Source organism: Microscilla marina ATCC 23134 (assembly GCF_000169175.1).
Classification (GTDB): domain Bacteria; phylum Bacteroidota; class Bacteroidia; order Cytophagales; family Microscillaceae; genus Microscilla; species Microscilla marina.
Genome location: NZ_AAWS01000003.1, coordinates 44157 through 66052 on the forward strand (window position 1 = coordinate 44157; position 21896 = coordinate 66052).

Here is a 21896-nt window from a genome sequence, read left to right on the forward strand (position 1 = left end):
ACTTGTTGAGATAGGGCAGTGGATTGCTACTAAAAAAGCTTGCTACCTAATTTGGATGTTTTTGGCTTTTATTGGAAATTTGATTCCGAAAATATTTCCTGTCAAATTGCTGTATAAATTCACGTACAGCCTAAATAAAAAAAAACTACATGAGACAAAATATAGTTGCTGGAAACTGGAAAATGAACAACACCCTTGATGAAGGACTCAAGCTTACCTCTGAGGTGGTAAATATGGTGCAAGATGAACTTACAAACAACAATGTACAAGTAATTTTGGGTTGCCCTTTTGTTCATTTGACCAGTGTACAAAAGCTTACCAATGGTACTAAATTAGCCTTGAGTGCGCAAAATTGCCACGAAGAAGCCAAAGGAGCTTACACTGGAGAAATATCGGCAACTATGCTAAAGTCGGTACCTGTGCAATATGTGATTATAGGGCACAGCGAGCGTCGTCAGTATTTTGGCGAAAGCCACGATACCCTTACTAAAAAAACCGATACTTTGCTGGCGCACAACCTCACTCCAATTTTTTGTTGTGGCGAGTCGTTAGACATCCGCGAAAAGGGTGAGCATGTAGCGTATGTGTGCAATCAGCTCAAGGACAGCTTGTTTCACCTAAGCGCCGAAGATTTTGCCAGGTTGGTGATTGCCTATGAGCCCATTTGGGCGATTGGCACTGGAGTAACCGCCTCTAACGAACAGGCGCAGGAAATGCACCTTGCCATCAGAAGCTTTATTGCCGATAAGTATGGCAAAGAGGTAGCTGAGGGTACCCCTATTTTGTATGGTGGGAGTGTAAAACCTGACAATGCCAAAGCACTATTTGCCTGCCCCGATGTAGACGGAGGTTTGGTAGGTGGAGCCTCTCTTAAGTCGCGCGACTTTGTGGATATTGCCAAAAGTTTTTAATCAATTTTAAGTAATAAATTTCAGGCGACAAGTCTTTGGATACCAGCGCCTATTGGTGTGCTCTCCATTTACTTGTCGCTTATTGCTCAAGTCTTGTTACTACGCCTCCCACCTTATTTTTACCAATGACAATTGCTCAGTTTTAAACCGTTGGTCGGTCAATACTTGAAAGTTATTTTTGAGATAAAACTCAACAGGTGAAATGTATGCTTGCCCGTCTTTGCGCACATAGTCGTTATGGTCAATTACCCAGCCATTGAGTACCTTGTTTTGCGCCTGAGCGCGGCGTAACAGTTCAGAACCAACGCCTTGTCCTTGTATGTTGTCATTGAGCAACATGGCAAACCAACGATCATCGTCGCGGTCGAAAGTAGTGAGCCAACCTTTTATGATGGGCTGTTTGTTTTGCACCAACCAATGCGTGGTATTGTGGAGCGGAGCAAGGTATTTTTCAAAGCTTATAATGTTTTGATGAGCTACTTGGGCTGGGTATACCCTGTTCCATATTGTGCGAATTTGTTCTTTTTGTGCATCATTTAGTGCTTTCGTAATCAAATATTGCATAAGTTTTAGAAAATGGGTTATCAAGTCAATACTCTATCGTTTTTTCAATGAAACGTAGTTTAACTACAAATGAATTAGTTTGAAGCCCCGACAAGGGGCAAGTTTTTATATATCGGTGAACATCGGTGTTATTACCTTTGGAACACAACCAGTCTTTACAGGCTTTGTAAAAGAAACAAAATGTACTACGCCACAAAAAAAGGAAGAGTCTCGTAAGACCCTTCCTTATATTTTATAGTTGTGTATGCTTCCACTGTTATGCTATTAACTACGCTTTTTATAAGTTGCTAAAAATCAACATGATAGAAAAAGTGTAGTTATCTGTGAACCGAATCTACAGCTTGCTGTGATGAGCTCAACGGAGTTAAACAGGGTGTAGCACCGATATACATCGGTATCTAAGGACTTGCGACTTGTCGCTTGAAGCTTGCCCCCGCAGGCGCTATATACTAATAGCCACCACGGAACTGGTAAGTATCTGCTACTTTTTTCAAAGCTACTATATAAGCCGCAATACGCATGGGCACTTTGTACTCTAGTGAAGTAGCATATACGCGTTCAAAAGCTTCTTTCATAATGCGATCACTACGACGTTTGATACGCTCAGCTGTCCATTTATAACCTAGTCTGTTTTGTACCCACTCAAAGTAAGATACAGATACCCCACCTGCATTTGCCAAAATATCGGGCACCGCAAGAATACCTTTTTCGTTGAGGATTTTATCTGCTTTTGCCGAAGTAGGTCCATTGGCACCTTCTACAATCATTTTAGCTCTGATTTTTGGTGCGTTGGTTTCTACAATTACATCTTCCATCGCTGCAGGTACTAGTACATCTACTTCCAGGGTAAGCAAATCTGCCGGGTCAATTTTTTCTCCCCCTTTAAAGCCTGCCAAAGAACGGTTGTTCTTTTCGGTATACTCCATGGCGGCCTTGATGTCTATGCCTTTCTTGTTGTAATAAGCACCTGTTACATCACTGATTGCCACCACTTTTACTCCACGTTCGTGTAGTAAACGGGCAGCATGCGAACCTACATTACCAAAACCTTGTACCGCACAAGTGGCGTGGTATGGGTTTACCCGTAGTTTTTCCATGCCTACCAAAGCACACACCATTACTCCACGTCCGGTAGCTTCTACCCTACCTTCTGAGCCACCCAATACCAATGGTTTACCTGTCACTACCGAGTGTACAGTCATACCATTTGCTTTTGAGTATTCATCCATCAACCACGCCATCTCGCGAGGACCCGTACCCATATCGGGGGCAGGAATGTCTCGATCGGGACCAAAAACGCCCAGCATAGTTTGAGTATAGGTACGCATTAAGCGCTCTAACTCACCCGCTGACATTTCGCGGGGGTTGCAGGTTACGCCTCCTTTGGCACCTCCGTAGGGAATATCTACCACGGCACATTTCCAGGTCATCCAGGCAGCCAGTGCTTTTACCTCGTTGAGGTTTACACCAGGGTCAAAACGAAGCCCTCCTTTGGCTGGACCTAAAATATTGGAGTGAATTACGCGATAGCCTTCAAATATTTTGATTTTGCCGTTATCCATTGTTACTGGCAGACCAACCACTACTTGTTTGGCAGGTACTTTCAGAATGTCGTACATTTCTTCATCGAAACCCAACAATTCAAATGCTGTATTGAATCGTTGCATCATCGATTCTAATGGATTTTCGGTGTCTTTGATAGGAGCGGGCTCAATGTAAGCCATAAGCTATTTATTTTTGTTGTATATATATATGAATTATTATTTGAGTCGGTATTCACCTATAATCTCAATGCCTGATGTATTATTTTTCAAACCTTTATTAGAAATAACCTTGTTTGAGAATGAGACACTTCATTACAAGTAATACCGGTGTTTCTCAATGAGCGGCAAAGTTACAGGATTCGCTGTGTAAATATAATTTTTTATTAAAATATTTGCAGAAAAGCAACAATAAAAGGAATAGCCATTAATAGGGCATCAAATCGGTCTAAAAAGCCCCCGTGACCGGGTATGGTACTGCCCGAATCTTTGATATGAATGCTGCGTTTAAACATAGATTCTATTAGATCGCCAGAGGTACCCGCCAGAATAACAATGACCACTATACCGAGCCATTGCCAGGCTTGTAAACCATTGAAAATAAATGATAACAATATGGCCACAAGTAAGGTTGTAACCATTCCGCCTATGCTTCCTTCCCAGGTTTTTTTTGGCGAAATGCGTGGAAACAAGGAGTGTTTGCCAAAAGCTTTACCAGTAAAATACGCTCCAATATCGTTTGCCCAAATCAAAAACAACACCCCTAATATATTGGTAGGACTATATTTGCCAGGGACATAAAAAGCCACAAAATGCAGCAAAGCAAAAGGAACCGCAATGTACATAATGCCTAAAAACCACCAGCCCAAATCTTGAAAAGGGGTGGGGTTGTTTTTGCGGTAAAGCTCTAGTAAAAAAGCAGCAAATAATGCCGGGAAAACCAGAGTGTAAAATTTGACTGCCGCCACTGGCAACGGGCTGTAAAAGTAGAGGAAAATGAGCACGTTGGTAGCTGCCCCCAGTACAATGCCGTAAATTTGTAAGTCTTGTTTTTTACGCAGGCCAGTCAATTGATAAAACTCGCGTTGGGTAATCAGGGAAATAAGCAAAAATATACTGAAATAACTCCACGGGTGCCAAAACAAAGCTCCTAAAATAATTCCTAATCCGGCAAGCCCGGCTATTATTCTTTGTTTTAACTCTGCACTTCCCTTTTTTTTAGTGTTTTGATCAGTTTTCACTGAATTGTCTTCATTCATTGGGTTAGTTGTTTTCTCCTGCGTAATGTATGTCCTCTTGGTTTTGGGTGGAGGGTACTTTCAATGTTTGCGTATACAATAACCACAGCAAAGCCGCTGAGCCAATCAGCGAAAGCACCACCCAAAAAGTAGAGTAGTTGGTAGTTTGAATATCAAAAGAAACGACTTTTTGCTTGTAAAGATAAATCATCAACAAGGTAAAAGCATTATTGAGGAAATGTGCCAGCACAGGTAGCCACAAATTGCCCGACCAGTAATAAATGTACCCAAACAATACCCCCAGCAACATACGTGGCACCAAACCATAAAATTGTAGGTGGAGGGCACTAAACAAAAAAGCGCTCAACCATATTGCCAGGTGGGGGCTCATAAGGTAAGAAAATTTTTTCTGGATTAGCCCCCGAAAGATAAGTTCTTCGCCAATACCGGGCAACAGAGCAATGATGAAAGTGGCAATCAAAAGTTCGGGCAGGCTACCTATGTTGGTCAGGAAAGCAGTAAGTTTGGCAAGTTGTTCTTCTTTGGCTTTGGCGGCTTGCTCAAACTCTGACAAAAAAGCGGGGAGTTCCAGGTTGGCGTTCCAATGAATCACTGATGACATAAAGGGCATAACTACTAATACAATGATCACGGCAAGTATAAGGGGAAGCATTGAAGTTTTTCGCTCGTTGAGGCTGGCGATGCTTTTGTGCTCAAACCAACGCAAGTATACCCAAGGCACCAGAATAAATCCTACCAATGCTGTAACTCCTTGCAAAGCCAGAATCAGCATTCTACCTTCAGTATTGTTGGGAGGGTTGCTGATAAAGTTGGTCATTCCGGCAAAGGTGAGGTTGTCGTAAAACGGTAAAATAGCCAAAAATGCCAGTAATGGACCTATTAAAAATAAACCGATGAATAAGCACCCAGTCAATATCAATAGCTGTGAGACAACAGTAGATCTGGGGGTTACTTCAGATTGGTCAAGCATATTCATTGTATGTTTTGTCTTCGGTTGCCTGTAAGGTATACCTAAGTTTTAAATACGATTTCTCGTTTAAAAGCGGTAAATTTACAGCAAAAATGGTGATTAATAATATATTCATGAGCAATAAGTAATTACGAATTATGAATTACGAATTACGAGTAGCTGTAAGTTGCTGATAAACAAATAATTACCTTTATTCATAAGTTGTACTTAATTTTGGCGTGCCGCTTAAAGTTGTCATTACTGATTTTCCTGTATTTTATTTGTTGGAAGTAAATAAATGGCAATGTTTGAACCTGATAATAGTTATATAGCTACATAATCATATAAAAGCAACAGGTCAGCAATAGTATGTACAAAGACTAATTAATTTTTTTTAGAAAAGTGGTAAAGATAGGAAATATAGAAGTAGGCGAGTTTCCGTTATTGTTGGCGCCTATGGAAGATGTAAGCGACCCTCCGTTTAGAGCTGCTTGTAAGCAAAACGGCGCTGATGTAATGTATACTGAGTTTATAGCTGCCGAAGGCTTGATTCGCGATGCACATAAGAGTGTACAAAAGCTGGATATTTATGACTATGAGCGCCCCATTGGGATTCAAATATTTGGAGCAAATATAGAGTCTATGCGCCTGGCGGCTGACATAGTAGAGCGTACCCAACCCGAAATATTAGATATAAACTATGGTTGCCCAGTAAAAAAAGTGGCTTGTAAAGGAGCTGGTGCAGGTATTTTGCAAGACTTGCCCAAGATGCAAAAAATGACCGAGGAAATTGTAAAACGGGTAAAGCTGCCAGTAACGGTAAAAACGCGTCTGGGCTGGGACGATAGTTCGATTAAGATCATGGAGGTGGCAAAACGCTTGCAAGACGTAGGGATCAAGGCATTGAGCATCCACGGGCGTACCCGCAAGCAAATGTATAAGGGAGAGGCCAATTGGGAGCCCATTGCTGAGGTAAAAAATAACCCAGATATTCATATTCCCATTTTTGGCAATGGTGACATTGACACTCCCGAAAAGGCATTAGAATACAAAAATCGTTATGGGATAGACGGTATTATGATTGGACGTGCCGCCATTGGTTACCCTTGGATTTTTAACGAAATAAAACACTATATGGCAACAGGCAAAAAACTGGCTCCTCCTACCCTGGAGCAGCGGGTAGCAGTGTGTCACCAACACCTGGTGCATTCGGTAGAGTGGAAAGGTGAAAAACAAGGGGTTTTTGAAATGCGTCGCCATTATACCAACTACTTCAGGGGTTTTCACGGATTTAAGCCTTTCCGTACTCGCCTGGTAGAAGCTGGTTCGCCTCAAGAGGTCATTGATATTTTGGGCGAAGTAGGTGTACACTATGCCAATAAAACACTGGTATAATAAACTTAAAGCGTGAAAACTAAGTGAAAGTCCCCTGAGCTATATTGGTTCAGGGGACTTTCGGATTAATCCAGTGTATGACTAACAGCATAAGATTTGCAAATTCGTTGATATTTGCTTTTAACCTTGCCTTTTTAATTTGCTTAAGTTTTTCTAAACTGCTAAATCGTCCTCTATTGACTCCTCTTTGCTTTTGTTTTTTCTTTCAAGCAACGCAAACCCAAATGTCAAAACCCCCACTCTTCCTATAAACATTAATACTATGGTCAATGCTTTTCCCGTGTTAGACAAATCCCCTGTAATTCCTGTACTTAGCCCTACAGTTCCCAAAGCAGAGGCTACTTCAAAGAGGATTCTTTGAAATTCAAAACGCTCGGTGAACGTCAACAAAAATGTAAACAGGAAAATAATACTGGTGTACATCATGAAAGTGGAAGTAGCCACATATAGCCGCTCAAAAGGAATGGTTCTGTTCAAAAAAGAAATGCGTTTTTGCCCAAACAATCTACTTTTGAGTATAGAAATCATCGCCGTTAAAGTTGTTATTTTCATACCACCCGCTGTTCCCGAAGGCGAGGCACCTATGTACATTAAAAAAGTAACAAACAGCAAAATAGGCAGGCTTAAATTACCCGTCGAAATAGTATTAAAACCAACAGTTGTCATGGCAGTCATTGCCTGAAAGAATGATTCAACCAAGCGAGAGTCGGAGGAACGAATTGAAGGTTCGGTAAAATAAACCAAAGTAGTGCCTAAAAACAGGAGTATCACAAAACCATAAGTAATTATTTTAGTAGTAAATGACACACTGTTCGATTTTCCTGTAATTCTGTACCATAGGTCTGTAATTACTATAAAGCCAAGCGAACCAGCAATGGCTAAAACTGAGATAATTGTATTGATGAGTGCATTGCTGCTATAGCTCTCAAAACTATTGTTAAACAAGCCAAAGCCGGCAGTACAAAATGCAGATACACTATGGAATACTGAAAACCAAACTGCTTTCAAAGTCTCCATACCTGTCTGTCTGAAAGCAATGAAGAAACATATTGCTCCTATGACCTCCATTATAAGTGTAAATACAATGACACTTTTTACAAAATCCCGAATTTTAATAGTTTTTGGTAAGGTAAATTCTGCTCCTACTACTTTTTTATGCCAATGACCAATTTTTTGTGTTGTAAAAAGCAAGTAGTATGTGGTGAGGGTCATATATCCAATGCCACCAATTTGAAAGAGCACCATTACGATCAACTGTCCAAAAAAATTGTAAGAGTCATATACACTGACAGTGACAAGCCCTGTAGTAGAAATGGCAGAGGTAGAAATGAACAAGGTGTCGAGGAAACTGACGCTTGTTTTGTGAAATATTGGAATTGATAAAAGTAAAAAACCTATAACAGTGTAGAGAAAGAAACCCCAAACTAAATTCATCTGAGGCGACTTACTTACTTGAAATTTTTTGTACCAGGAAAGTATTTTGTAGAGGACGTTCTTATGCTTTGTCATTATTGTTTTTAGATAGCGTATAACAATTAGGTATAGTTATTAAAACAACTATATTTTCTTAAACTTGTTTCAATTTCTTCTAGTGCTACTTTACGGTATAACTCTATAGTCAATGGTGGTTTGGGCAACACAATGCTTAAATTATTTTGCTCAATAGTCTTCCTTCATCACATATTACTCACTGTTTGCTATTCTTTTTTTTTAATAATTAATAATCAGTGGTTTATGTTTTTTAGTGACCTGTATACGCCCTAAGTTACGAACCCTTTTTGCACATTGGTAAATATAATATTACAAAATAATTGTTGCCCAATATACGCTCTCTAAAGTATTGTATTTATCGAGTTTGCCCGTGGATGACTACACGTGAGAACGTGTGCTAACACTTATTCTGTTTAAAGCAGTTTTTAAGATAGTATCTATTGATGTAGGAGGTACTTACATTTGGTATAAGTGGAAATACTTGGTACCAATAAAATAAAAAATATTGCCTGGCTTCTACTCCTTTTTATTTCTTTCAGTGTCTTAGAAGTGAATTTGAAAAACTATTTTACTCACGACAATAATTCTTTAAAAAATATGAATACGAACAAAAAAACTATACTCACCTTTGCGCTTTTGCTTGGCTTGGTGGTCAGCAGTTGGGCAACCGACAAGGAAAAGGCAATCAAGTCTAAAATCAAAGAAGTCACCGTGTTTTTGAACCGTGCCCAGGTAACCAATACCGCAAGGGTATCTTTGTCTGCGGGCAAAACCCTTTTAGTATTTGAAGGCTTGTCAACCAAACTTGCTAAGCAAAGTTTACAAGTATCGGCCAAGGGCAACCTCACCATTATGTCGGTCAAGCACCGCATCAATTACCTAAAAAGTTTTAGCAAGGCTCGTCGCATCAAACAGCTGGAAGACTCGCTGGAGTATTACCAAGACCGCATTGCCAGAGTAGGCATTGAAAAAGAGGTGTTGAACAGTGAAGAAAAGATGATTCTTGCCAATAAGAAAATAGGGGGGCAAAAAGGTGTGTCAGCGCAAGAACTTGCCGAGATGGCAGCTTTTTATCGCAAACGTTTGTCTGAAATTCGTTTTGCTGTATTGCGTCACAACAAAGTTTTACGTAAGTATCGCCAACAAAAAAATAAAATTAAATACCAGCTCCGCGTAGAAAACAAAAATGCCAACAAACCCACCAGTGAGGTAATGGTGACTGTATCGGCTAAAAGTGCAATAAACGCCAACTTTGAACTGAATTACATAGTAATGAATGCCGGATGGAGACCCATTTATGACTTGCGTGCCAAAAACAGTAAAAGCCCCATTCAGTTGAGTTACAAAGCAGAGGTTTTCCAAAACACGGGCATCGACTGGAAGAATGTAGACATTACACTCTCAACAGGCAACCCTACCCAAAGTGGTTACAAGCCTAGCCTAAATCCTTGGTACGTAAACTTATATTACCCTCGTCCGGTAAAATTAGATCATTATTCGAGAGGTAAAGCCGCTGGTGTAAGTGTAACCACAGAACAAAACAAGAGCATCAATGCAAATGATCTTCCTCCACCGCCACCTCCAAGAGCATTGAAACCACGAAGTAAAACCGTGGCAGATTTTACCAAAGTAGTAGAGTCTACCTTTGCCACCAAGTTCGACATTTCTATTCCTTATAGCATTCCATCTAATGGCAAACCACAACTGGTAGATGTAAAAAGTCATACCCTGAAAACCCTCTATAACCGTAGCGCAGTGCCTAAACTGGACAAAGATGCATTTTTGATGGCACGCTTGGTTGATTGGGAGAAATTTAACCTGCTTTCGGGCAAAGCCAACATTTATTTTGAAGGTACTTTTGTGGGCGAAACCTACCTGAACGCCAACAATACCAAAGATACGTTGGCCATTTCGCTGGGGCGTGATAAGCGAATTATCATTGACCGTAAGCAAATCAAGGATTTTAGCAGCAAAAGGTTTTTTGGGTCTAAAATAAAACAAACCTATGGTTATGAGGTTATGGTGAGAAATACCAAAAACGAACAAGTGGAATTGGTGATAGAAGAGCAGATTCCGGTATCTAAAAACAACAAGATAACCGTGGAGCTATTGGAAGCCAAAGGTGCCAAAGTAGACCTGACTACAGGCAAGGTAACCTGGAAACTGACCTTACAACCTAAGCAAGCCTCCAAGGTGTTGCTCAAGTATAGCATCAAATACCCCAAGGGTAAACAAATTAGTTTTGGAGGATAAAGAAATAGCAAATTTTTAGCGGCAAGCTACAAGAGTAACTGGCAGTAAAAAAGCGTGTTCGAAAGAGCATGCTTTTTTTATTTATAAGCTTTTTTGAAATTATTATTATTTGTTTTAAGGGTTGCAAAACCTTGTTTATCAGATTTTTATAGGCTTTTGGTTACTTAAAAAACAAGTGGTAACCAAAGGTTTAGTGTTAATTACTAAAAGCTTGTTGATGCTGTCTACTCCCTTTTGGTATTGTCCCTGTCTTACAATTGAATTTAAATTCAACAAAATATTTAATATCAAAAAAATGACGATTTCAAAAAAAACAATACTAACCCTTGCTTTTCTTTTTAGCCTGATGGCAAGCAGTTGGGCAAATGACAAGGAAAAGGCAGTAAAGTCTAAAATAAAGGAGGTGACGGTGTTTTTGAATCGTGCCCAGGTAACCAACACCGCAAGGGTATCTTTGTCTGCGGGCAAAACCCTACTAGTATTTGAAGGCTTGTCTACCAAACTTGCCAAACAAAGTTTACAAGTGGCAGCCAAGGGCAACCTCACCATTATGTCGGTCAAGCACCGCATCAATTATCTAAAAAGTTTTAGCAAGGCTCGCCGCATCAAACAGCTGGAAGACTCACTGGAGTATTACCAAGACCGCATTGCCAGGGTAGGCATTGAAAAAGAGGTGTTGAACAGCGAAGAAAAGATGATTCTTGCCAATAAGAAAATAGGGGGGCAAAAAGGTGTGTCAGCGCAAGAACTTGCCGAGATGGCAGCTTTTTATCGCAAACGTTTGTCTGAAATTCGTTTTGCTGTATTGCGTCACAACAAAGTTTTACGTAAGTATCGCCAACAAAAAAATAAAATTAAATACCAGCTCCGCGTAGAAAACAAAAATGCCAACAAACCCACCAGTGAGGTAATGGTGACTGTATCGGCTAAAAGTGCAATAAACGCCAACTTTGAACTGAATTACATAGTAATGAATGCCGGATGGAGACCCATTTATGACTTGCGTGCCAAAAACAGTAAAAGCCCCATTCAGTTGAGTTACAAAGCAGAGGTTTTCCAAAACACGGGCATCGACTGGAAGAATGTAGACATTACGCTCTCTACGGGCAATCCGAGCCAAAGTGGCTACAAGCCAGATTTGAACCCTTGGTATGTAAATATATATCAATCACAGAAATACTATAACAGAAGAGAAGCTTATAGGCTTAGAAAAGAAGCTGAAAAAGTCGAAAAACAGGCTCTCTATGACAAGAAAAAGGCTAAATCGTCTAAAACAAGCTTCTCAAGGAAACCCAACAGTAGCACTGTAGCCGATTTTACCAAAGTAGTAGAGTCTACCTTTGCCACCAAGTTTGACATTTCTATTCCTTATAGCATTCCGTCTAATGGCAAACCACAACTCGTGGATGTAAAAAGCCATACTTTGAAAACCATTTACAACCGTAGTGCAGTGCCTAAGTTAGACAAAGATGCATTTTTGATGGCACGCTTGGTCGATTGGGAGAAATTTAACCTGCTTTCGGGCAAAGCCAACATTTATTTTGAAGGTACTTTTGTGGGCGAGACTTATCTGAACACCAATAATACCAAAGATACGTTGGCCATTTCATTAGGGCGTGATAAGCGAATTATTATTGACCGTAAGCAAATCAAGGATTTTAGCAGCAAAAGGTTTTTGGGGTCTAAAATAAAGCAAACCTATGGTTATGAGATTGCCATCAGAAATACCAAAAACGAAGCGGTGGAGTTGGTGATAGAAGAGCAGATTCCAGTATCTAAAAACAACAAAGTAACCGTGGAGCTATTGGAAGCCAAAGGCACCAAAGTAGACCCGACTACAGGCAAGGTCACCTGGAAACTGACCTTACAACCCAAGCAAGCCGCTAAGGTATTGCTCAAGTACAGCATCAAATACCCTAAGGGTAAACAAATTAGTTTTGGAGGATAAGATAAGAAAGTAGCAAATTTTTAGCGGCAAGCTACAAGAGTAGCTTGCCGTTTTTTATGTCCTTTAGTCTAAATTTAGTCAAGTAGTAGATAACTTCACTCAATAAAAGTGGCATCTGAGACTTTTTGGAAAATAAGCAAAAAACTATAGGAGAATAATTTTCAAACCATTGGTTTTCAATATATTGCTAGATGCTTGTGCTTACGCAACAACCATCACCCGTCGACTGAACACTTTTACTAACAAATTCATAATCCACTGAAAGTAAGAATACTATGAATTTGTTAGTTGCCTATGGAGCAAGGTGTACCTAGAACCTTTTCAGGGCTATGAACTATTGATACATTACATCAGACCTGAGCACATATTTTACCCCCTCAATTACAGGCAAACCAGCGTGTACTACCCGATGTTCAAAAATCAAGGCAGCCCCTTGTTTGGGGACAAAATTTATATCCATTGTTCGAAAAAACGTGTCTCCTCCTGTAAAGTCCTCATTCAAATAAATTAATAAAGTCAATACACTGACCTCCTGAGCATTACGTCTAAAGTGCCCATCTTTGTGTTCCTTAAACTCTTGCCCTGGGTGGTATTTATAAAACCGAAAACGTTCGTTTAAACCTACTGCTTTTTTACCTTGCAAACGAGTTGGCAGCAAAGGTTGTAGTTTTTGCCAAAGGCTTGCCGCCAGGTTATTGTCGTCAAACATTACCCGCTCGTTGTTACGCACATCGGGCATCATTTCGGGACCCCAAGGCGTGGTTACTGGTGCAGGTGCATACCCCACCTTTTCGGTAAAGTCAATGTAATGTTCACATTCCTCTGGAGTAAACACATTGCTGATGGTAAATACTTTTTCGTGAAGTTGATCTACTTGCATTGTTCATTATTTAAATGTTTCTAAAAACGGTTTACTTACTTGCCTCATTACACCAAAGCAAAGACGAGTCGCCATAGCTCAAGAAACGATAATCTTTGGCTAAAGCTTCATTATATATTTTTTCCCAATCGTTGCCCACAAAAGCCGCCACTAGTAAAATTAAAGTAGTTTTGGGCAAGTGATAATTGGTAATCAGGCCTTTACACATTTTAAACTCATATCGGGGAAAAATAAATATTTCGGTAGCCCCCCAAAGTTTGCCCAGTTCCTGACGATTCATATAATTTAAAATTGCCTGTAAAGCCTCTTGACGAGTAGGTAAATCGTTGTTTTCCCATTGGTAAGGCAACAGTTTATCGATTTGAAAAGGGGTGCCAGGCAACAATTCATAGTTTTCTTTGAGCAAACGTACCCCTAGCCAATACACACTTTCAAGCACCCGCATAGAAGTGGTACCCACTGCCACTATATTGCCCGAATGATGGAGTAAGTGCTCAATATTTTGTTTATGAATCACCAACTGCTCAGAGTGCATGTCGTGCTCTATTACATTTTCAACCTTTACTGGCTGAAAAGTGCCTGCACTGACGTGTAAAGTCAAAAATTCGGTTTGTATCCCCTTGTCTTGCAACTGACTGATCACCTCTGGGGTAAAGTGCAAGCCAGCAGTAGGGGCGGCCACTGCTCCTTCAAACTTGGAGTATACCGTTTGGTACTGATCTGCGTCTTTTTGGGTAGCTTTGCGCTTAAGGTAAGGAGGCAGGGGTAACTCGCCTGTCATAGCCAATACCTCAGCAAAGCTCACATGACTATTGTTCCACTCAAACCTTACCCACTGTTTTTCGGAATCGGTTAGCTCTGCTTTTAGCACCAATCCATTGGGTAAGACTTGCTCCAGTATCAGTCCCTTGTTCCATTTTCTTTTGTTGCCAATCATGCAGTGCCAGATACATCCATTACCTGTATGCATAGCAGCCGCTATTTCATGGGGAGCTTCAGGTTTTAGCAAAAACACTTCAATCAAGGCACCCGTGGGTTTTTGAAAATACAACCTTGCCGGAATCACTTTGGTATTGTTAAACACCAGCATAGTGTCAGCGGGCAAGTGCTGTGGCAAATCATAAAAATGCTGATGCTGAATATTGCCCGATTGGTAAACCAAGAGTTTAGACTGATCGCGTTGCATTAAAGGACTTTTGGCAATGCGTTCTTCTGGTAATGTATAATTATAATCGGTTAAATAAACCGGAGGTAAGTTATCAATGCTCTGATTGCTCATAATCAAAAAACAGTTTTTAGACTTCAAAATTAGGGTAAAAAATGATATGTTTGTATATAACCTACGCCAATAAATTTATGAAAACACCTCATCCATCCCATCTTCAAAACCTTGAGCACGATATTCAATGGTTAGCCCAGGTTATTCAGGCGCGTTATGATTTTTTGCAGGGAGGCAAAACCCAGCAAGTGAGTTATGTTCCTGTACGTTTTCAGGTGAAAACCCCTGAAGGTGACCGTTTATTTAAGGTAGAGCATCCAGCGGTTCATTTGCAAGCGCCTGTAAAAGAAGTAGTTATACCTGTTTATCAAGAGAACAAGGAAGACCTTATTAAAGTCCCTCAAGGTAAAAAAGAGTATTTTGCGGTGCTTAAAGTAGCCGCCACAGTACACCTCATTGCGCTAGACGCTGATAATGACTGGGCGCAAGTTTGGGTGCCCAATCAAGACAATGCTTACCTGATTGACCAAAACTTAATAGTACAGGGCACTAACCAACAAGGTTTACAAGGTTGGGTAAAACTATCAGATACGAACATTCCATCGGGGTATCACCCTGACCTTACCGAAGAAGAGTTTAATAAGGCGAAAAAGGATTGGGCACCTGAGCTACAAACACTTATTACGGCAAATATACCATTGAGAAAGTCTTATTTGCAGTGGCAGGACTTTTATAATAATCAAAATGTGCTGGCAGTGACTGTTCCTGAGCCTGTAGCTAAAGACTCGGTCTATGGAACCTTTATTGAGGACAATAAACTCACCCTACCTGATCGGTTGCTATTGATTTTGTTGCTGTTGCCTCATTTGCAACCGGGCAAACTAGAGGAGATGTTGAAAGACAAGTTTTCGTCACTAGACATTGGGAATACTTACAACCCTGACTATCCAGGCATTATACCCAACGGTTTGATGTTTATATTTTTACTGGCGGGCAATCATATCGAGCGTCGTCTTGAGGTGGTTAACTTTATGATGCAAGACAGTGTATTACTCAACCAAGGCATTATACAAATGGAGCAAGATTCGCCCAGTAGCCCACTGATGAGCGGACGCTTGCGGCTACACCCTGACTATGTCAAACAGTTTGTGTTGAACCAGTCATAAGTGTATTTCCTTTGACAGGTTGCGTCCTGATTGCTGCATTGGGCTATTTAGTTTATGTTTTTATTTTGGAAGGTACCCAACAAATACAGCAAAAAAGTATGCGTGCCTAAAAAACAAGTCGCGTAAGTACTAAAAAAGTGATTTACTCTTGAAATGACATAGTAATATTAATGAAAAAAATGATTTAAACATTTTGTTTAAATTTATGTTTCTTGAAAATACAATTTCATTAGCTTTGAATAATCAAAAGCTAGTGTATGAGTAATAAATACGACAAGATATTTAAAGAGAATATTGGCGAATACTTTTTATCTTTGAGCAAAAAGCACTTGGGTATAGAGGTAGCAAGCAGCGAAGAACTCAAAGACAAACTGCAAACTACATTGGAGCGAGAGGCTGATTTTCTGAGAAAAATAACTACGCCAAAGGGCGAAAAAATGATCATTCAGCTAGAGTTTCAAACCACCGACGAACAAGGAATGGTAGAGCGAATGCAGCTGTGTTTTGCCCTGTTACGACAAAAGTATCAATTGCCCGTACATCAGTTTGTGATTTATGTAGGGAGCAAACCACCTAAAATGCGTACTAGGTTGCAACCACAAGAAATTTTTACTGGTTTTAAGTTGATTGACTTGCAGCAGGTAAGCTATGAGCAATGGCTTGACTCAAATATACCAGAAGAAATGCTGCTTGCGATATTAGGTGATTTTCAGCAGGTAGATGCTTTGATAGTTTTGAAACAAATAATTTCAAAACTTGACAAACTAATTAATGACCCTGGTACGTTACAAAAATATATCAGGCAACTCACCACCCTTGCCCGATTGAGAAATTTGACAATTGAAACCAAAAAAACACTGAATTCTATGGCATTTACTTATGATATTGAAAAAGATGCTTTTTATCAAAAAGGAGTAAAAACAGGTAAGGAAGAAGGAAAAGAAGAAGGCAAGAAAGAAGGCAGGGAAGAAGTAAAAATAGAAATGGTACTTGGCTTGATCAACTCTGGCAAACTTACCTTAAGTGAAATTGCCCAACTTGCAAAAATTAGCCTGGAACAAGTGCAAAAAATTGCTGATCAAAATAAATAAACTTTGCAGTAATATGGCACTTACTTATGACATTGAAAAAGATGCTTTTTATCAAAAAGGAGTAAAAAAAGGTAAGGAAGAAGGAAAAGAAGAAGGCAAGAAAGAAGGCAGGGAAGAAGTAAAAATAGAAATGGTACTTGGCTTGATCAACTCTGGCAAACTTACCTTAAGTGAAATTGCCCAACTTGCAAAAATTAGCCTGGAACAAGTGCAAAAAATTGCTGGTAAAGTATGATCACACAAACCCAACACCTGATTACTTACCTAAAAACCTCTGTACACCCCCAAAATAGCATTATATCGTCTTATGCCAAGGCAATTGAACAGTTAGGTGACCAAGAAGACCTACAAGCATTGCTTGAGTTGTTTTTGCAACAAGCAGATAATTATAAATACCAGGCATTGCTTAGCCCAATCAAAAGGCGAGGTAACAAGGCAATGGCTGATGCACTGGTGGAGCATTGCTTTGATCACTTTTTATTGAAAGAAGGAATTACCGAAAAAGTACTGGATTGTATTACCTGGCTTAAACACCCCCAAGCCGAAGAAATACTTTGGCGTCATTTTCATCATGAAAAAGCCAACTATTCTATGCACCAGGCAGCTTGCATAGGTTTATTACATTTTGACTTAAGTGCCCACCAAGGAGTAATTCTGAAAGCAATTGAAGCTTGCGTTGGCAAAAACATATTTGACGAATTTGTACCTGCCTTGGTTTGCAAAATAACCGATATCGCCAAACGCAATGAGTTGGCAGAGCGCCTCTATGAATCAGGCTGTACCATTACTTCTACCGATTGTAACGGAGGCATTGTATTGGGGCTTGCTTTATCACCTGGCAGAGGTGAAGAACTTTTCAAGAAATTGTTTTGGGACGAGTATTGGGAAGTACAAGGAGGTGGCACAGGTACCGATACCTTTGCTTATACGGGATTGCAATACCTGCAAATAACCATACAAGATTTATGTAAACAAATACAAGCAGACATAGACAATGGGCAAGACGATCAACAAACCATTCATCAATTAAGGGTTTTAAGGTCTATGTTATCTTGTCGAATTAGGCGATCCTACTCGCTTTTAAAGTTTTCTCCTGTATTTACTGATAGTTTGTTGAATGTATACGCCAGTGTTTTTAGCTGGAGTACCCCACACAAAAATGACTCACTTGCTGGGTTGGCAAGCAAGCTTACTCAAGGCAAGTTCAATTTTTATAAAGAAAAGACCGAACTTCAGCTAAAAGTAGACAAGGAAATATTGGAAATAAGGTAATGTCAAACAGTCTCTTCTTCTTTTTTTGTCGAGCTTGATGTACCCAGGTCAGCCACCGTTGCCGCTTGCTTTTTTGCTTGCATCCACCTGAATAATATCAAACCCAACAAAACAATGAATGCTACTGAAACAGCGATGCCTATATTGCGCCACAGGTTTCGTTTTTTAGTCATTTGCTCGATGAGTTTATCTTTGCTGGCAAGTTGTAGTCTTTTCTCGTTTTGCTCAGTTTTAAACTTGTTCTGCAAAGACGATATTTGGGCAAAGTTTTCGGAACTAAACAAAGAGTCTTTGATGTTGGCGTACCTTTGGTGATATTCATAAGCCCTTTGATAGTTTTCACTTTGGGCATAAGCTTTAGCAGTGTACTCATAAGCTTCTTTTTCAAATTCTTTAACTCCTATTTCGGTAGCAATGCGTAGCCCTCTGCGTAAATAAACCAAGGCTTGTTTTACATTCCCTCTACTTAGGTAAGTTTGCCCAATGCTGTTGAGCGAAGCTGCTTCTCCTTTTTTATCTCCAATCTCTGCCTTTATCTTCAACGATTGTGCATGGTAATCCAGTGACTTGTCATAGTTTTTAAGGTTTTTGTGTACAATACCAATGTTGTTTAATGCAATAGCTTCACTGTTTTTGTCGTCGCTTTCCTGGAAAATTTTGAGAGCTTGTCCATAATAATCCAATGCTTTTTCAAACGCTTTAGCATCATCATAAATGGCACCTATATTATTGAGTGCCTGAGCTATCCCATCTTCATTTTTACTTTCTTGACTTACTTTTAACGATTGTTTAAAGTAAATCAGGGCTTTGTCATTTTTCTTAAGCTTTTTATACACAATACCCACATTATTGAGCGCAAGTTGTAAGCTCCCCTTATCATTGCGTTGCTCGTTGTGTTTCAAGGCTTTCAGATAGTGTTCAAGAGCAAGATCGTAGTCTGCTTGGGCGTAGTATACTGCTCCCAGATAACGCAAGGTCTCGTCTATACCCGGCCCACTATTCATTTCTTTGTAAATGATATATGCTTCCTGAAAGTTTTTCAGTGCTTTGTCATATTCTCCCTGATAATAATAAATCAAGCCTATGGCATTCAGGGTATAAGCCACCCCCTTGCTCGATTTAGCACTTTGGTAATATTTAAGGGCTTTCAGGTAATACTCAAGGGCTTTTTTATAATTACTTTGGTTTTTTTGTAAGTCGCCCAAATCGTTGAGGCTATGTGCAATATACTCTTCATCTTTGAGTTTTTTGGCAATAGTGTACTCTTCACTGGCGTACTTTGCGGCTGCTTGGGGGTCGTCCAGCGATAAGTAAAACACCAGGTTTTGTAAAACTTCTATCTTATCTTCTTCAGAGGTAGCTTTTGCCAATTGTTCTTGCCAGATAGCAACAGAGTCTTGTTGAGCATATAAGAGCCCAACATTGCCCACTACCAGCCAAATCACAAAAGCCCATGCTCCTTTGTATAATTGGAGAGAGGTTCGTGTCATTATATGTTTATCTGCTATTAATTCTATTAATCAAGTATCACTATTGTCTGCCAATATGCAAAGGCAGATTGTTTTCACTTATGGTAAGTTTAGACTTTTTTTAAAAAATTACAAATAATTTGGTTAATTTGAGTGGTATAATCAAAAGCAACAAGTGATGAGCTACAAGATTCAAGTATTTATATATGTATAAAGTATAACTACCTAACCTTGTCGCCTGAAGCTTGATGCTTGGAGCTTAAAAAAGTAATAAAGTGGAAGAGAATAAAGAACACAAAGCAGACAATCGAAGGTCGGCACTCAAAAAAATTGCCATTGCTGGTACTGCGGCTATCTTTAGCCCTTCAATTTTGGTAGGGCAAGATTTAAGCGACCAATACAAAATGGTTATTAAAGGTGGAAGGGTATTTACCGAAGGTGCACTTAAGTCGCTAGAGGTAGGTATTACCCATGCGGACAAACTTAAGCTAAGCCCTACTCCGTTAGAAGCCAGCAAGGTAATCAACGCCTCAGGAAAAATTGTAAGTCCTGGATTTATCGATATTCTAGGAGATAATGCCAGCAACCCACGTCAGACTTACCGCTTGTTTGAAAAATACAAAGTAAGCGATGGGGTAACCACGGTATTGCAAATGCACGGGGGGGCTATGTTTCCCAAAAGTTTTCACAATACGTTTGATCGTTTGCCTCACTACACCAATTTTGGGGTGAGTATTTTCGTGATGCGTTTGCGTCTGAAGTATTCATTGGCACAGCGTTACCGTTATGTAGAGCAAGGGCTAGAGCAGGGAGCTTTGGCAGTAGCACACAGTATGGAGTACCAACCAGACACTACTTATGCCGAAGTATTGCAGTATGCCAAACTTGCCAAAAAATATGACCGCCCACTCTTTTTACATTTGCGTTACTCAGACGAAAAACGTGAGTTGGAAGGGGTAAAAGAAGCCATTCGGCTGGCTAAAGAATCTGGAGGCGCACGTGTACACATAGATCACTTGCACTCTACCGGAGGTACATTTAACATGGCTAAAGCTTTAGAGCTTATCCAAAATGCGAACAACATGGGGCTGGAAATTACCTGTTGTGTATACCCTTACAGTTATTGGGCAACCTATATTGTATCTAAGAGGTTTGCCCCAGGTTGGCGCAAACGTTTTGGCATGACTTACACTGATTTGACGGTAGTAGGTACGGGTAAAAAGATTACTGCACAAACTTTCCCCCTTTACCGTAAACGTCACGGAGTATTGGTAGCAGTGCCCGAAGGCACCATGCCTTTTGAGAAAACGATTAACCTGGCATTACAAACCGATTTTTGTATGATAGGTTCTGACGGAGGCATACAAAGTGCGCCCAGAGCCAATAATCACCCTAGAGGAGCAGGTTGTTTCGCTACTGCTGTTCGTCATGGCATGGACATAGGCATGAGTCTGGAAAAGGTGCTCGACAAAGTAACTACCTTACCTGGACGTCTGATGCGCCCTTCTATGAATGATAGGGCAGTGTTGAAAGATGGTAACATAGCCGATGTAACCATATTTGACCCTAAAACGATTCGGGGAAAAGCCAGTGTAGCAAACCCTAACCAGTTTTCAGAAGGCATAGATACTGTGATTGTCAATGGTGAGGTTGCTTACCAAAACAAAAAACTGCTTAAGTCGGCAGGGAAACCTATTTTTTATGGTAAATAAACTGTTACGTTAATTTAGGTTGACGGGAGCAATTAAATATATCTAAGCATTTGCCCCAGTTGGGGATTCAGAGTTAAAAATGATCAAGCGTAGTTCGTTTTTTGGGCTACGGTTTTGTGCTGACAAAGCCTGTTTTTACAAAAAGCCATTTTGCGAAAGCTGCTAAAATCAGCGTGGAAAAAATGGTTCCCTAAACCAGTACTACGACTTTTTATACGCTTATAGCAATATATCTAAAACTTACTTTACACATGGATTATCAAACTGTAGCTACCAAGGTCAGAGAGTTTATCACTTTTAAAGACCAAATAGATAAAATGAAACAGGAGCTTGTTGAACTTGAGCAAAATCCACCTAAACTTACCAGCGATACCGTAACCTGGGAAGAAGCAGTGGCGTATGCCGAGGGAAAAAAAGCCCATGAAGCCCGTATCAAAGAGGTACGCATGGGCATACAAACCAGGGCTGAGCTTACCAGTGGGCGTGAACAGGAAATAGGTAAGTTATTGCCTATTCAAGATCATTACATCTTGTTTAAGATAATGGTCAATAATGAAGAACAAACCTTCAAAATTGGTTATTTTCCTAATAGTTATGGGTTCAGAATGGAACGAGTAGCCAGTACTCCGCCGTCAGCGGCTCAGTCAACAAATACCGAAGCTTCGGCTTAAAAAATAGAGGCACTGGAGTAAAGTTTGTATGAGCATTACTCCAGTGCTTTTTTTCTTATCATTACCTACACTAATCAAGCTTTTGAACGCTTATGATCTCTGAGA

18 protein-coding genes are annotated in these 21896 nt (G+C 40.0%); 10 read left to right on the plus strand and 8 right to left on the minus strand.

Features of this window, described 5'->3' with window-relative positions:
* The first annotated feature begins 149 nt into the window (after positions 1-149).
* Positions 150-911, plus strand: a complete 762-nt coding sequence (gene tpiA, locus M23134_RS02880; protein ID WP_002693785.1) for a triose-phosphate isomerase — start codon at positions 150-152, stop codon at positions 909-911.
* Positions 912-1010: 99 nt separating this feature from the next.
* Here tpiA and M23134_RS02885 read toward each other — a convergent pair whose 3' ends face one another.
* The 4 genes from M23134_RS02885 to M23134_RS02900 all read right to left on the minus strand — a co-directional run bounded on the left by M23134_RS02885 (position 1011) and on the right by M23134_RS02900 (position 5245).
* Positions 1011-1475 carry an N-acetyltransferase gene (locus tag M23134_RS02885; protein ID WP_002693787.1) on the minus strand — a complete coding sequence of 155 codons (465 nt, stop codon included), beginning with the start codon at positions 1473-1475 and terminating at the stop codon, positions 1011-1013.
* Positions 1476-1924: 449 nt separating this feature from the next.
* Complete coding sequence (locus M23134_RS02890; RefSeq protein ID WP_002693789.1) at positions 1925-3199, minus strand: Glu/Leu/Phe/Val family dehydrogenase; 1275 nt, start codon at positions 3197-3199, stop codon at positions 1925-1927.
* Positions 3200-3402: 203 nt separating this feature from the next.
* Positions 3403-4275 carry a phosphatidate cytidylyltransferase gene (locus tag M23134_RS02895; RefSeq protein ID WP_002693791.1) on the minus strand — a complete coding sequence of 291 codons (873 nt, stop codon included), beginning with the start codon at positions 4273-4275 and terminating at the stop codon, positions 3403-3405.
* 4 nt (positions 4276-4279) lie between these two features.
* On the minus strand, positions 4280-5245 hold the full coding sequence (locus M23134_RS02900; protein WP_053337231.1) for a CPBP family intramembrane glutamic endopeptidase: 966 nt from the start codon (positions 5243-5245) through the stop codon (positions 4280-4282).
* 381 nt (positions 5246-5626) lie between these two features.
* Here M23134_RS02900 and dusB point away from each other — a divergent pair, with 381 nt between their 5' ends.
* Entirely contained in the window at positions 5627-6619 is a 993-nt protein-coding gene (gene dusB, locus M23134_RS02905; protein WP_002693796.1) for a tRNA dihydrouridine synthase DusB, read from the plus strand.
* A 153-nt stretch (positions 6620-6772) separates the two neighbouring features.
* On the opposite strand, the gene M23134_RS02910 is transcribed toward dusB, so the two are convergent.
* On the minus strand, positions 6773-8053 hold the full coding sequence (locus tag M23134_RS02910; RefSeq protein ID WP_232296767.1) for a TrkH family potassium uptake protein: 1281 nt from the start codon (positions 8051-8053) through the stop codon (positions 6773-6775).
* 654 nt (positions 8054-8707) lie between these two features.
* Here M23134_RS02910 and M23134_RS02915 point away from each other — a divergent pair.
* Positions 8708-10363 carry a DUF4139 domain-containing protein gene (locus M23134_RS02915; protein WP_045112904.1) on the plus strand — a complete coding sequence of 552 codons (1656 nt, stop codon included), beginning with the start codon at positions 8708-8710 and terminating at the stop codon, positions 10361-10363.
* Positions 10364-10658: 295 nt separating this feature from the next.
* On the plus strand, positions 10659-12311 hold the full coding sequence (locus tag M23134_RS02920; protein WP_045112947.1) for a DUF4139 domain-containing protein: 1653 nt from the start codon (positions 10659-10661) through the stop codon (positions 12309-12311).
* Between the two features lie 334 nt (positions 12312-12645).
* Here M23134_RS02920 and M23134_RS02925 read toward each other — a convergent pair whose 3' ends face one another.
* Both M23134_RS02925 and M23134_RS02930 read right to left on the minus strand, forming a co-directional pair.
* Positions 12646-13191: a 2OG-Fe(II) oxygenase gene (locus tag M23134_RS02925; RefSeq protein WP_002693803.1), complete on the minus strand. Its 546-nt coding sequence runs from the start codon at positions 13189-13191 to the stop codon at positions 12646-12648.
* A 31-nt stretch (positions 13192-13222) separates the two neighbouring features.
* Positions 13223-14470 carry an S-adenosylmethionine:tRNA ribosyltransferase-isomerase gene (locus M23134_RS02930; protein ID WP_002693805.1) on the minus strand — a complete coding sequence of 416 codons (1248 nt, stop codon included), beginning with the start codon at positions 14468-14470 and terminating at the stop codon, positions 13223-13225.
* A 77-nt stretch (positions 14471-14547) separates the two neighbouring features.
* Here M23134_RS02930 and M23134_RS02935 point away from each other — a divergent pair, with 77 nt between their 5' ends.
* The 4 genes from M23134_RS02935 to M23134_RS02950 all read left to right on the plus strand — a co-directional run bounded on the left by M23134_RS02935 (position 14548) and on the right by M23134_RS02950 (position 17939).
* Positions 14548-15576: a hypothetical protein gene (locus M23134_RS02935; protein ID WP_157558308.1), complete on the plus strand. Its 1029-nt coding sequence runs from the start codon at positions 14548-14550 to the stop codon at positions 15574-15576.
* A gap of 257 nt (positions 15577-15833) precedes the next feature.
* On the plus strand, positions 15834-16667 hold the full coding sequence (locus M23134_RS42005) for an RpnC/YadD family protein (RefSeq protein WP_002693808.1): 834 nt from the start codon (positions 15834-15836) through the stop codon (positions 16665-16667).
* A 13-nt stretch (positions 16668-16680) separates the two neighbouring features.
* Positions 16681-16902, plus strand: coding sequence for a hypothetical protein (locus M23134_RS02945; protein ID WP_002693809.1), 222 nt, complete (start codon positions 16681-16683; stop codon positions 16900-16902).
* Complete coding sequence (locus tag M23134_RS02950; protein ID WP_002693811.1) at positions 16899-17939, plus strand: hypothetical protein; 1041 nt, start codon at positions 16899-16901, stop codon at positions 17937-17939. The genes M23134_RS02945 and M23134_RS02950 overlap by 4 nt, the downstream gene beginning before the upstream one ends.
* A gap of 2 nt (positions 17940-17941) precedes the next feature.
* Here the strand turns inward: M23134_RS02950 and M23134_RS02955 are convergent, their stop codons facing one another.
* On the minus strand, positions 17942-19429 hold the full coding sequence (locus tag M23134_RS02955; RefSeq protein ID WP_002693813.1) for a tetratricopeptide repeat protein: 1488 nt from the start codon (positions 19427-19429) through the stop codon (positions 17942-17944).
* Between the two features lie 254 nt (positions 19430-19683).
* On the opposite strand from M23134_RS02955, the gene M23134_RS02960 reads away from it, so the two are divergent.
* Both M23134_RS02960 and M23134_RS02965 read left to right on the plus strand, forming a co-directional pair.
* Positions 19684-21120: an amidohydrolase family protein gene (locus tag M23134_RS02960; protein WP_002693815.1), complete on the plus strand. Its 1437-nt coding sequence runs from the start codon at positions 19684-19686 to the stop codon at positions 21118-21120.
* Positions 21121-21371: 251 nt separating this feature from the next.
* Positions 21372-21791, plus strand: coding sequence for a hypothetical protein (locus M23134_RS02965; RefSeq protein WP_002693817.1), 420 nt, complete (start codon positions 21372-21374; stop codon positions 21789-21791).
* The last annotated feature ends 105 nt before the right edge of the window (positions 21792-21896 follow it).